Source organism: Marseilla massiliensis, from assembly GCF_016899955.1.
In the GTDB taxonomy this organism is placed as follows: Bacteria; Bacteroidota; Bacteroidia; order Bacteroidales; family Bacteroidaceae; genus Prevotella; species Prevotella intestinigallinarum.
Window position 1 is genome coordinate 1 of record NZ_JACJJL010000029.1, and the last position, 12,047, is coordinate 12,047.

9 protein-coding genes, 1 tRNA gene and 1 pseudogene are annotated in these 12,047 nt (G+C 55.9%); 6 read left to right on the forward strand and 5 right to left on the reverse strand.

From position 1 onward, the window contains the following. The coding region (locus H6B30_RS13605) for a restriction endonuclease subunit S domain-containing protein (RefSeq protein WP_205111503.1) at window positions 1-530 on the reverse strand (530 nt) is incomplete at its 3' end. A 144-nt stretch (window positions 531-674) separates the two neighbouring features. On the opposite strand from H6B30_RS13605, the gene H6B30_RS13610 reads away from it, so the two are divergent. The 3 genes from H6B30_RS13610 (at window position 675) to H6B30_RS13620 (ending at window position 4,831) form a co-directional block, all read left to right on the forward strand. Continuing rightward, on the forward strand, window positions 675-1,601 hold the full coding sequence (locus H6B30_RS13610; protein ID WP_205111505.1) for a tyrosine-type recombinase/integrase: 927 nt from the start codon (window positions 675-677) through the stop codon (window positions 1,599-1,601). 597 nt (window positions 1,602-2,198) lie between these two features. Continuing rightward, window positions 2,199-3,308 carry a hypothetical protein gene (locus H6B30_RS13615; RefSeq protein WP_205111507.1) on the forward strand — a complete coding sequence of 370 codons (1,110 nt, stop codon included), beginning with the start codon at window positions 2,199-2,201 and terminating at the stop codon, window positions 3,306-3,308. A gap of 842 nt (window positions 3,309-4,150) precedes the next feature. Next, entirely contained in the window at window positions 4,151-4,831 is a 681-nt protein-coding gene (locus H6B30_RS13620; protein WP_205111509.1) for a hypothetical protein, read from the forward strand. A gap of 361 nt (window positions 4,832-5,192) precedes the next feature. Here the strand turns inward: H6B30_RS13620 and H6B30_RS13625 are convergent. Continuing rightward, window positions 5,193-5,266, reverse strand: a tRNA-Asn gene (locus H6B30_RS13625). A 262-nt stretch (window positions 5,267-5,528) separates the two neighbouring features. Between H6B30_RS13625 and H6B30_RS13630 the strand changes: the two genes are divergently transcribed. Beyond that, complete coding sequence (locus H6B30_RS13630) at window positions 5,529-7,232, forward strand: S41 family peptidase (protein ID WP_205111511.1); 1,704 nt, start codon at window positions 5,529-5,531, stop codon at window positions 7,230-7,232. A 735-nt stretch (window positions 7,233-7,967) separates the two neighbouring features. On the opposite strand, the gene H6B30_RS13635 is transcribed toward H6B30_RS13630, so the two are convergent. Further along, complete coding sequence (locus H6B30_RS13635; RefSeq protein WP_205111513.1) at window positions 7,968-8,366, reverse strand: hypothetical protein; 399 nt, start codon at window positions 8,364-8,366, stop codon at window positions 7,968-7,970. A gap of 595 nt (window positions 8,367-8,961) precedes the next feature. Between H6B30_RS13635 and H6B30_RS13640 the strand changes: the two genes are divergently transcribed. Further along, window positions 8,962-9,366: an OsmC family protein gene (locus tag H6B30_RS13640; RefSeq protein ID WP_205111515.1), complete on the forward strand. Its 405-nt coding sequence runs from the start codon at window positions 8,962-8,964 to the stop codon at window positions 9,364-9,366. A gap of 234 nt (window positions 9,367-9,600) precedes the next feature. Continuing rightward, window positions 9,601-10,689 carry a tryptophan--tRNA ligase gene (gene trpS, locus H6B30_RS13645; RefSeq protein ID WP_205111517.1) on the forward strand — a complete coding sequence of 363 codons (1,089 nt, stop codon included), beginning with the start codon at window positions 9,601-9,603 and terminating at the stop codon, window positions 10,687-10,689. Window positions 10,690-10,865: 176 nt separating this feature from the next. On the opposite strand, the pseudogene H6B30_RS16420 reads toward trpS, so the two are convergent. Next, a pseudogene (locus H6B30_RS16420) lies at window positions 10,866-11,060 on the reverse strand (DUF3795 domain-containing protein); the annotation flags it as partial. Between the two features lie 5 nt (window positions 11,061-11,065). Further along, window positions 11,066-11,746, reverse strand: a complete 681-nt coding sequence (locus tag H6B30_RS13650; protein WP_205111519.1) for a zinc ribbon domain-containing protein — start codon at window positions 11,744-11,746, stop codon at window positions 11,066-11,068. Window positions 11,747-12,047 lie beyond the last annotated feature (301 nt).

A 12,047-nucleotide genomic window follows, 5' to 3' on the forward strand; every position in this document is an offset into this window, starting at 1 on the left:
TGGGTAGAAATACGCTCATCTATTAGTTGTAATAAAGCGGCAATTTTTATCTGTTCTTCTTGTGTCGGTTCACATATTGGCATATTAAAAAATACATCATCTTTTATACTCACACGGTCAAATCTAACCCCAGAATCTCCATGAGCATATACATATGGATGCCATACCGAACTCTTAAAGCGGTAATACAGAAATTTGGGATAGATGTTATGCACAGAAAAGCATAGATACAAGGGTGATATTATCCCAATCTTCTCTCCTTCATAAATATTGACTGGCCCAAAAGGTGCAGCTGTCGATTTTCTCGGATTATAAACAAAATCGCCATTTTTTATAACATAGTAACTATTGGTATTTTCTGTATTTGCAATTTCTCTGTCAAAATAGTTATCTTGTGGAACAAGACCAAGGTTTGCTGAGTTACATAGTACATTCTTAACAACATTACCTTTGTTCTTCTTCGTAATCTTTGTAGCAAAATCACTCAACCTTGATTTCTTCCACTCATCCGTAAACTCCGGGAATCTCAAAGCCGGCACATTTCCCTTCGGCTGCGCCTTCGTGACTTGTTCCTCCCGTTCGGCAGAACTGATGCAAGCATCGTTCTGCTCTCTCAAAGCCGGGACATCACATACTATATTTCTCTAATTATAAGAACCAATTATTTAGAAATTATGATTCATAAGACAGTTAGAGAAATTGCAGGAGCTTGGAAAGAATACAAGCGTCCTTACGTGAAGCAGTCCACGATGGCTGCGTATGCGTTAATCTTGGAGAACCACGTTCTCCCGTATTTCGGGGATAATGATTCTCTCCATGAACAGGTTGTGCAGGCCTTTGTCTTGCAGAAATTGGAAAGCGGATTGAGCGTCAAAACCGTCAAGGACATACTGATAGTGCTTAAGATGGTGATGAAGTTCGGTGTTAAAAATGAATGGATGAGCTATTGTGAGTGGGACATCAAATATCCTACGAGTTCATCGAGCAATGAGTTGGAAGTGCTTTCGGTCAATAATCACAGAAAAATTTTAGACTATATCCAAACGCACTTTTCCTTTACCGGACTTGGCATCTATATCAGCCTTACTACAGGCTTACGCATTGGCGAGGTTTGTGCCTTAAAATGGAGCGACATCAACGTGACGGATGGAACTGTAACAGTAAGCCGCACAATCGAGCGTATCTACATCATTGAAGGTGACAGAAAACATACGCAGGTCGTTGTCAACACGCCCAAAACCAAGAACTCCTGCCGTGAAATACCCATGAACAAAGAGTTGCTTGCCATGATTAAGCCATTGAAAAAGGTTGTCAATGATGATTTCTATGTGCTGACAAACGATGAACATCCTACCGAACCACGCACATACCGCAATTACTACAAAGGCTTAATGGCGAAGCTCGACATTCCCAAACTGAAATATCACGGCTTGCGACATAGCTTTGCCACACGTTGTATTGAGGCTGGGTGTGATTACAAAACAGTAAGTGTGCTGTTAGGCCACTCGAACATCTCGACCACTCTCGACCTTTACGTCCATCCCAATATGGAACAAAAGAAACGCTGCATCAGTAGGATGTTCAAATCTTTGGGAAAGTAAGTAGGTGTTCAAAATTAATTGCCATCAAATTGTGCGCTATTTTGGATAAGCATGCCAAAGTCCGGAGAGGGAGCGTAGCGGGCTACGCGACCGATGAGACTTTGGTATGCGGCCCGAAAGAGCACACAAGATGGTGGCAAAGATATAGAGGACACCAGCAAGGTATATTGTATCGATTAATTTTGAACAGCTACTTAAGAGCGTATTTTCATCTTTTGCATATAGCCCGTAGGATTTCAGTATGGCAACAAATGGGCAATGCCATTGTCATGAACCTGGGCCATCTGCCCAACAGACAAACGCCTTCATTGTTTTGAAGGTGTTTGGCCATTTTATCGCGTTGACCCTGAATAAGTCCCTTATATGCCATGGTGTGTTTGGTAGAGCGCTGGCTTGTTTGCCCAGGACGGCGCATCAAAGCCATGTGGATTGCTACAAGCAGAAACGACCATCAATTGGGGATTTGGCGGTTAAGTCAAGGTTTGGATTTCGACCGTGTGCTTTGGTTTTATACCAAATGCTCATAATCAATGCAGGGCCTGCAATATTGCATGCCGTTGTTACGTTTTTTATCATGACGATCAAACAATGACTGACATGAATAACAAACTGAACAACCGTCATGCGCCCGCCGCCGTTGCGCTTTTGTTGTCGTTGACGGTGGCTGCGTGCAGTCACGACAAGCCGCTGGAGATTTCAAGCAGCGTCCGTTACAGCCAGTTGGACGATGAAGGCCTTGTTGCTGATAAAGGATGCCTGGAATACGACTCCATTGTGTTTTCCGACAATTCGTATGCCGTGATGGTGCTGAGGAATGCACCGCAAAACATGCTCACGCGATATGTTGACAGCGGCGGCCGGCTGATGGCAACCGTCTCGGCGCCTTCGGAAACCTACGCGCAGCGCCTGGTGTATGGATACGACGACAAAGGCAGGCTGCGCTATCTGCTGCGTTTCGACGAGCTGGGCGAGCCGCAGCTTTGGGAAGAGAACACAGACAGTGCATACCTGGGCTTCAGGATGGCCATAGACAGTGTCAATTTCCACAATCCCGACACCACGCGGCACACCTTGACCGAAATGGTTTATGGCGACGGCGGGTGGGTGAGCGAGATCAGGGAGACGCCTACTGGCAAATGCCTGGCGGCCCCCGAGGGGTACAGGATTGAGGTGAAGGTGGACCAATGCGTGGGGTTCTGGTCGAGCGACCTGGACGGCGGCCGTTACCTGCTTAAGGCCGACATCGTGCCCATATCCGCCGGAGGTGGCACGTATTTCATAAAGCGATTCGTCGACTTCATGCCCACAACGGAAATGCATTATGCTGGCTGGCGGCTGTTCAAGTCTGTGTGCCACCCCAACCCGAGATGTCCGGGCGATGTCAAGGAGACGGTGACGCTCACAGCTGTGGACGGGGCCAACATTTACACCAAGGTGTATGGAAGCAGCCGTGACACATTGGCGCGCATCTGGAAAGGCGGGCTACTGCGGGAGGAAGTGCTCAGAAGCGAATGGGGGACGATACTGTGCACAAGGCATTACACCAGCCTGCCTTCAGGCATGGTGAGGGTGGAGGAAAGGAACATTGATTTCAAGACACTGCAGATGAAACCCGCCATAGTGACCATGCTGCCCCTTTCCGGCATGCCCCATGAGGAAGACGAGATGAACCCGCTGAAACATGGCAACTGGATAGAAGCCTATTGAACGCCACGTGCGCCACGGCCGGGCATGGCCCTCATGGCTGTGGCGCAGGCCGGTCGTGCGCCATGCCTTTATGCGTAAGCAACGGCCGTTGTGCCCCTAAGCCATGGCATCTCATGATTCGGCGCTTGCCGGGAAGCTGTCCCGGCCTTGGCTGTCGCCGGTTTTGGCCGGGCTTTTGCGGCTGGGGCGGACGGTGGTTTTTGTGTACGGGCCTTTTCGCTTGCCTGGGGCGGTGGGGAAGCGGGGCCGTTGGTTGACATTGCCTTATGATTGTTCGCAACAGTACCAGACTGTGAAATTTTTGCATCAAGGCTTCATAAGGCGGCCGCCATTGACTATATTTGCATGAGGAACATGTGGGAAGTGGAAAAGAACCTGCCGGCTCTCCGGCGGCAATGACTACGGGCTGGTTTGGCGGGCAACTACAGCGATTGCTTGCAGTAGACAATGTGGTAGGCCCGGGGCTTGGCAATGGCGGCGGGCCAGGTGCAGCTGTGGTACCGGGGCGAAAAGGAAAGGGGAAAGGATAGGGGAGGTCTGGGAGAGCTGGGAGAGCTGGGAGTAATGGGAGAGCTGGGAGCTCTGGGAGGTCTGGGAGGTCTGGGAGGTCTGGGAACTCTGGGAGTAATGTGAAGTTAGAAGGAGTCAGAAGACATTACCCACCAAAGCTGTTGTCTGCTAACTTACTATCACTCATATAGCTCACCATTGCTATTTGCAACTTGACGGCATCCACATTGACATAAACATTACGCGGCCTGTTGCTGCATCTGGGATAAAGAAATCAGGTATAAAGAAATTAGGTATAAAGAAATCAGGTATAAAGTAACTGGGATATAGAAATGGTTAAGCATATTAATGGTTATCGTATCATGGCGCTCGCCTTGGCATTGATGGTGGCGGTTGTGGCGGGCGCATCCGACAATGGGGAAGACGACGCTGCCTGGCGCCACTGCCTGGGGCTTACCGGCGAGCTTACATCAAGCGACACATGGCAGCTGGAAGCCTCTTACCACTGGTTTCCCGTGAGGTATGCGGGCATAGGCGTCTCCCTGGGCATGTGGGAGCAGTATTCGTATGGCGGTGTGCCCGCAACAAACGAGTGGCGCACCGACGATGACAGCCGTTGCATGATGAGCGCGTTTCTCATGCCGTCGCTGCTGCTGCGAACGCCCGCGCTCATCAGGACGGAAAGCGTAGGCATCGGCCTCATGGCCGAGCCGGGCTTCATGATGAACGTGCCTTACAGCAGTGTTACCATTGAAATGAAAGACAAAAGGGGCTTGCCCACAGGGTATGACCGTGTGAGCGGCAACCGTGGCCGGTGGTATGCGTTCAGTGTGCGCATAGGCGTTTACGCGGCGTTCGACCCCGTCACCCTGTCGCTGGGCTACGCCTGGTCCGACCTCGACGTATACGCCATGAGGCGCGGCATGGCATACAAGGGCACGAGCTTCGGCCCTTTCTACCCCGAGCGGAAAAACCAGGGCGGCGCCTTCCTGCGGGTGGCCTATTCGCTGTGACGGGGTGGGGCTGAGGTTGGGGCGTGTTCGTAGATGCATGAGGTATGTGCACGGCGATATCAGTCCGCGCCGGCATTGCCTTGGCACAATGAGGGGCGCAGCTTGGCATCATCGGCGGCATTGTCGGTTGGGCGTTCAGCGGTTTTATAAAACTAATAGTTGAATATGCTTTCAGTGTGGCATCTGGCAGGCGGGGCCGCTGGCAACCGTGCGGATTCCTGCTGTTTTGGGGGATTTTTGCCAAACAACGAATGCAACGGATCTCAAACCGCCTGTGCCCCCCGGGGCGCCGCAGCTTGGTTGCGGGCAAAAAAGAAAAGTGCCAACCACATTGCTGCGGTTGACACTCCAATTGAAACAGCGCTTCAAGATGGGCTTGAACCAACGACCCCCTGATTAACAGTCAGGTGCTCTAACCAACTGAGCTATTGAAGCAGTGTTGCGCGCTTCATTTCTGAATTGCGATGCAAAGGTAATGCCTTTTTGCGAGACGTGCAAATTTTTCGGCGAAAAAATAGCGGTAAACATAAAATTTTCTCAAAAAAACGCCCTGCGTGGCCGGATTTAGAGTATAATCAGTTAATTTTGCAGTCATGTTAGCCTGCCCTTGGCGGCAATGGCCACCCGCCGACGGCCGGACGGCGGGCCCGGTGCGGCAGGGCGGCAAGCTCAAAGAAGAAACCACAGAGATATAAAAATGAGAAGACGCATCGTTATCTTGCTGGCCGCATTCATGGCGGCGGCGGGCCTGCAGGCGCAGAAGTCGAGGGGCCACAACTTCGAGGTGGGCAAGAACCTCGACATATTCAACACCATCTACAAGAACCTCGACCTGATGTATGTCGACACGCTCAACCCGTCGGAGGTGATAGGCAACGGCATCAAGGCCATGCTGCGCAGCCTCGACCCCTACACCGAGTACTACCCCGAAGACAAGAACAAGGAACTCGAGATGATGCTCACGGGCAAGTATGCCGGCATAGGCGCCGTGATACGCCAGAACCTCAAGATACAGAGCGTGGTCATCGACGAGCCCTACGAGGGCATGCCCGCTGCCGAGGTGGGCCTGCGCAAGGGCGACGAGATACTGTCGATAGACGACTCGTCGATGGTGGGCAAGACGGTGAGCTACGTCAGCGAGCGGCTGCGCGGCGAGCCCGGCACCACCTTCGCTTTGAAGGTGAGGCGCCCCACCACGGGCAAGGAGCTGACGTTCAGGGTGACGCGCCGCAACATCAAGCTGCCCGAGATACCATACTACGGCATGCGCCCCGGCGGTGTGGGCTACATCTGCCTGAACAGCTTCACCGAGGGATGCGCAAAGGACATGCGCCGCGCCTTCGTCGACCTGAAGGGGAAGGGGGCCAAGGGCCTTGTGCTCGACCTCAGGGGCAACGGCGGCGGCTCGCTGGCCGAGGCCGTTGAGATAATAAACATGTGGGTGCCCAAGGGCCGGGTGCTGGTGGAGACGCGGGGCAAGCTGCGCCAGGCCAACCGCGAGTACAAGACGCGGCTCGAGCCCGTTGACACGGTGATGCCAATAGTGGTGCTGGTCAACGGCGAGACGGCCAGCGCCAGCGAGATCACGGCCGGTTCGCTGCAAGACCTCGACCGCGGAGTGGTGCTCGGCACGCGCACCTATGGCAAGGGCCTGGTGCAGGTGCCGATGGACCTGCCATACAACGGCACGCTCAAGCTCACCACCAGCAAGTACTACATACCCAGCGGGCGGTGCATACAGGCCGTGAACTACAAGCACAGCGGCGGGGGCTACACCGAGCACATTGCCGACAGTCTGACCCACGTGTTCCACACGCTCAGCGGACGCGAGGTGCGCGACGGCGGGGGCATCATGCCCGACGTGGAGGTGAAGCCCGACACGCTGCCCAACATCGTGTTCTACCTCGATAGGGCCGACTCGTCGGAGGTGATGCTCGACTATGTGGTCGACTACATTGCCGCCCACCCGTCGATAGCCCCGGCGGGCGAGTTCAGGCTGTCCGACGCCGACTTTGCCGACTTCAAGCGGCGGGTGGTGGAGAGCGGCTTCACCTACGACCCCATGAGCAGCAAGAAGCTCGACGAGCTCGAGAAGCTGGCGCGCTTCGAGGGCTACTACGACGATGCCCGCGCCGAGTTCGACAGCCTGCGCGCCAAGCTCAACCACAACGTGGAGCGCGACCTGGAGCGCCACAAGGACGACATACGCCAGCTCATCGAGCAAGACATTGTGGCCGCCTACTACTATCAGGGCGGGGCCATGCAGCAGGCTCTGGCCCACGACAAGCAGCTCGTGGAGGCCGAGCGCATACTAGCCGACAGCCGGAAATACCGCTCGCTGCTCGAGCCCAAGCCGGCCGCCGGCCCAGCCGAGGGCGCCGAGGGGGCGCAGGCGCGCTGAGTCCGGCCCTGCACCGTAGGAAGCAATGCGCAAGGCGCAGCAGGCATCCCGCCACCCGCGGGCGGCCTGCTGCGCCTTGCTTGTTTGGCGGCCGGGGCCCCAGGGCGATGCGGCATGCACCACTGCCACCCCAGTATGCCGTTTGGCGGCTCGGCCCGGCCCGTTTTGCAGGGCCAGACGTGCCGTCCGGGCCCGTCGAATGGCTGTTGGCCTGCCGGTCGTTGTTTGTTGTTGCCATTTGCGCCATTGTGGGCCAACGCAACTGGCCGCTTTTTGCCCCGGCCCTTCGTCGGCCCTTTTCCCCAAATGGCGCCCGGCAGGAGCGCTTGCCCGGGGCATAGCTGCACGATGCGGCCCGCTGGCCATGCCAGGAAAGGGTTGGCGTAGGTTTCTTGGCCATGTCGCAAAGGCCCTACGGCCGTCGGGCCGCGGGGGATGGCCCTGGCTGCGTCAGCCGGCTTCACCAGTGCTTCCGCCCTGTTGCCCGCATGCAGCCGGGAGCCATGTCTCGGCGCGGCCAGCCCGCCTCAGGCAATGTGGCAGCAGGTTTGCGCGGCAGCACAACCGGGCTGGCGGCCTTGGCGTGGGGAAAGGCTGCCTCAGGGTGGCTTCAGGCGGCAAAGGCCGCCTGGGTCAAAAACTTACATGGAACATATAGTTGTCGGGCATTATGAGCTCTTTTGCATAGAATGAGCGCATCAGGCGTGTAGTGTCAAGCACCTGCACATCGTCTGCTTAGCCCTTTATCCTTACCGTCAACAGCTCCGATTCGGCCGGGGGCTCCGTCTCTTTCCTTTTCCTGTATGTAACCCCGACATGCATGGTGACAGGCGCCGTGCCCTCGGCGCGTAGCACAAGGTGGCCCGACTTGGGCAATTCTCCCCAGTTCAGTAGGCATTGCCCGTCGGCGAAAGCCATCTTGTCGTTGCCATTTTCCAAATAAATTGGTTTGCCGTTGTCGGTATGGGCCGAAAATGAAAGCCACGGATAGATTTCGTCTTGGTTTCCCTCAAGAAACACTTCGGCCTTTTTACTGACGTATTCTTTTTTGTCTACGGGAACGGGGTGAGCCTTGTAGCAACTTTGCAGCAAGAGGGCGATGGCGCACCCGATGAATAAATGATATTGTTCCATGCTTTTTTGAGATTAAAAGTTTCCGGCTTAAATTTAGCGATTAATGTCGAAGGTAATGGATGTTGAAGCCCCGAATTTTGGCAGACAAGAGTTTCCGTGCAGCTTTGCCGCCGGTTGGTATAATCTGGCGTAGCCCGGTTGCGCTTGCCCGGCGCCCTGTGGTGCAGCCTGCGGCGGGTGGCTATGTCGGCAACGCTTGGGCTGTCAGGCCGGTAGGCGTGAGCGCCTGATGCCGGATTGCTTGTGCTTGCGCCCGCCCGCAGGGCGCAGGCAAGGGCGGCCCCCGGCAATGGCCGGCGGGGCTGACAGGCAGGGTGCGGCAGAGGGCAAGTTGTTGCCTACGTCCGATTTTCTATGGCAAAAGTCAGAGGGCGGCCCGACATGTTGAAAGAATCATGCCCGCATGACGGTTTTTTGAGGGAAAAACATTATATTTGCAAATGAATGGGCCGCCGCCCACAGCCGTGGCGCAACAGGCCACGGCAGCGCAAGCCGGGCCGCACGTCCACAGCAGGTCCCGCCGGGGCATGTGCCCCGTGCTGGCAGGGCGCGGCCGGCAGCTAACATTTGTCTAACTTAAAACAAAAGCAAAGCAATGGAAGAAATCAAAGTGACCTACAGCGGCAACATCAAGACCACGGCCGCCAAGGGCGGTTCGCAGATAACGACCGCCACCGACAACTCGCCCGAGAGCCGCACTGCCGGCACCACGTTCACACCCGTAGACATGCTGGTAAACTCGCTCGGGGCCTGCATGCTCTCGATGATGGGGGCCACGGCCGCCCGCAAGGGCATCGACATTGGCCGGCCCACGGCGACGATGACCTACGACACCGACCCCGCCACCCACCGCGTGACGGCAGTGAGGGTGGTGTTCGACGTTGACGGCACCAACCTCTCGGAGGCCGACCGCAAGGTGATAATGGGCGCCGCCAAGGCATGCCCCGTGGCCGCCAGCCTGAGCGAGTCGATTGCCAAGGAACTGGTGTTCAACTTCTGAGCCACCCGGCGCGGGCCGCGCAATAAAGTGGCGGCATATTTGCCCGTTCGGTTTTTTTGTGCTACCTTTGCATAAGACAAAGCTGCACTCGGCAATTTGCAATGTGATTGCATTGAGCCCGTTTGCGATGTCTTTGCATAAGACAAGGCTGCACCCGGCAATTTGCAATGTATTTGCATTGAGCCAGTTTGCGACGGCTTTGCATAAGTAACAACACAAAATGATATTACAACAATGGGAAAAGTAATCCTTACGGGCGACCGCCCCACCGGCAAGCTGCACCTGGGCCACTACGTGGGCTCGCTCAGACGCCGCGTACAACTGCAAGATGAGGGCAACTACGACAAGATGTTTGTCTTCATGGCCGACGTGCAGGCCCTAACCGACAACGCCGACAACCCCGAGAAAATACGCCAGAACATCATAGAGGTGGCCCTCGACTACCTTGCCGCCGGGCTCGACCCCGCCAAGTGCACGCTCTTCGTGCAGAGCCAGGTGGCCGAGCTGGCCGAGCTCACCACCTATCTGATGAACCTCATCACCGTGTCGCGCGTGCAGCGCAACCCCACGGTGAAGACAGAGATCAAGATGCGCAACTTCGAGGCCAACATACCGCTCGGCTTCTTCTGCTACCCGGTGAGCCAGGCTGCCGACATAACGCTCTTCAAGGCCACCACCGTGCCGGCCGGCGAAGACCAGGAGCCCATGCTCGAGGTGACGCGCGAGCTCGTCAGGAGGTTCAACCAGACCTACGGCGAGGTGCTCGTGGAGCCCGAGATAATGCTGCCCGAGAACGCCACGGCGCGCCGCCTGCCCGGCACCGACGGCAAGGAGAAGATGAGCAAGAGCCTTGGCAACTGCATCTACCTGAGCGACTCGGCCGACGAGGTGTGGCAGAAGGTGCGCTCGATGTACACCGACCCCAACCACCTCAACGTGAGCGACCCGGGCACGGTGGAGGGCAACGCCGTGTTCACCTACCTCGACGCCTTCTGCACCGATGCCGACTTCGCCGAGTTCTGGCCCGAATACGCCTGCCTCGACGAGCTCAAGGACCACTACCGCCGCGGGGGGCTGGGCGACATGAAGTGCAAGAAGTTCCTATACTCGGTGCTCGAGAAGACGCTCGCGCCCATGCGTGAGCGCCGCCACGGGTTCGAGCAGGACATACCCGCCATCTACGACATGCTGCGCCAGGGCACCGAGCGCGCCCGCGAGACCGCAGCCCAGACCATGGACGAGGTGCGCCGGGCCATGCGCATCAACTATTTCGACGACGCCGAGCTCATACGCTCGCAAGCCGAGAAATACCGCGCCAAGTGAGCCACAGCGGCCGCCGGGCCCTGCGTAGGCGGCCGTAGCCAGCCCCATGTGCGGCCTGAAAAGGCCCAGGCCCGGCAGGGCAGGGCCGTTACGGCGTTCACCGTTGAGGCGGGCCCGCAGTGCAGACGGCACTGCGGGCCCGCTTTGCGTGATGGCGGCAGCCACGGGGGGCGGCCGCATCCCCTGACGTCATGGTGGCATTCAGCGCAAGTGTTCAACTTGTTTTCTTGGCAGCATGAGCGTATCTTGCACCAAGCCGCCTTTTCATTTTGTTTGCATCCCGGGCATTTCTCCGCCAAGAATTTTCGGCAGGCTCCGCAATAAAGACCGCAAGCGGCTATGTTCTTGGTGTCAGGTGCGATGGTTTTCATGTGCATCAGATGTTGGAATGTGCAAATTCGCCATTTATCCAAAAGGTGGCTTCCGTGCCAACGAAATGCAGAAGCACGTAGTTGGGGTCGTCCGGCCCGCCGGTGAAATGATGGATGAACCACTCCTGCCACATGTCCTTGCGGATGGCGTCGTCCGTTACTACTTCTACCGTGCCGCGCAGGGCAACGCCATCCCCGTAATGGTCGTAACAAAGCCCGGCCTTGTTGTTTGCCTTGAAGTCGGTTGCCTTTACGGAGTCTGCACTTGTCGCCATCCAAACCTCATGGAAACCCTTCGCGCCAATCTTTGACATCTGCACAGGGCGGGGATAGCCGTTGGCATCAATGGAAGCTACGGTCACGTTGTCGCATTGCGAAAGCAAATGGGTTGCCTTTTCCGACAGCGGCCGTTCATCTTTCACTTTCCACCGTTTCAATTGCGGAAAGTGTTGTAGCATTTGTTCTTTCGCTTGTATGGGAGTCAACTTACACCCGGCCTGAACATTCCATTGGCCTAAGAATTGCAGGCAGAACTCTATCATCTGCCCCATCGTGAAATCCTGGGTAAACGCACCGTCCTTGTAGCAATACATGCAATAATCCTCGCTACGGCCACCATCGGCATTGGTACCTCTGTTGTCGTCTGTAAGGGGCATGCCGCAACTTTGACAAAATTGTTGTTCCATATACGTTGTCTTGTTCAATGCCTGCCAGTCCCTTTGCAGGCGGTTTCAAAATGCCAAAGCGTGGAACTGCAATGCTACCACGTCTAAGTTGGAGGTCGAAGGAAACCTTTGGCGCATATATGATAACGGCAGCCCACGCTATAGCGTGAGAACCACTATGCTGTCTCTTGTGCCAAGTCTGAAATTTCCTACGTGTCCGACTTGCAAGATAAGCATACCGCTTCTTCTTCTTTCTTGTATGTGTCGGTGAGAGTTGCCTCAATCCAATTGCAAAGATAGTGGTTTTTTGTGACAGTCGCCT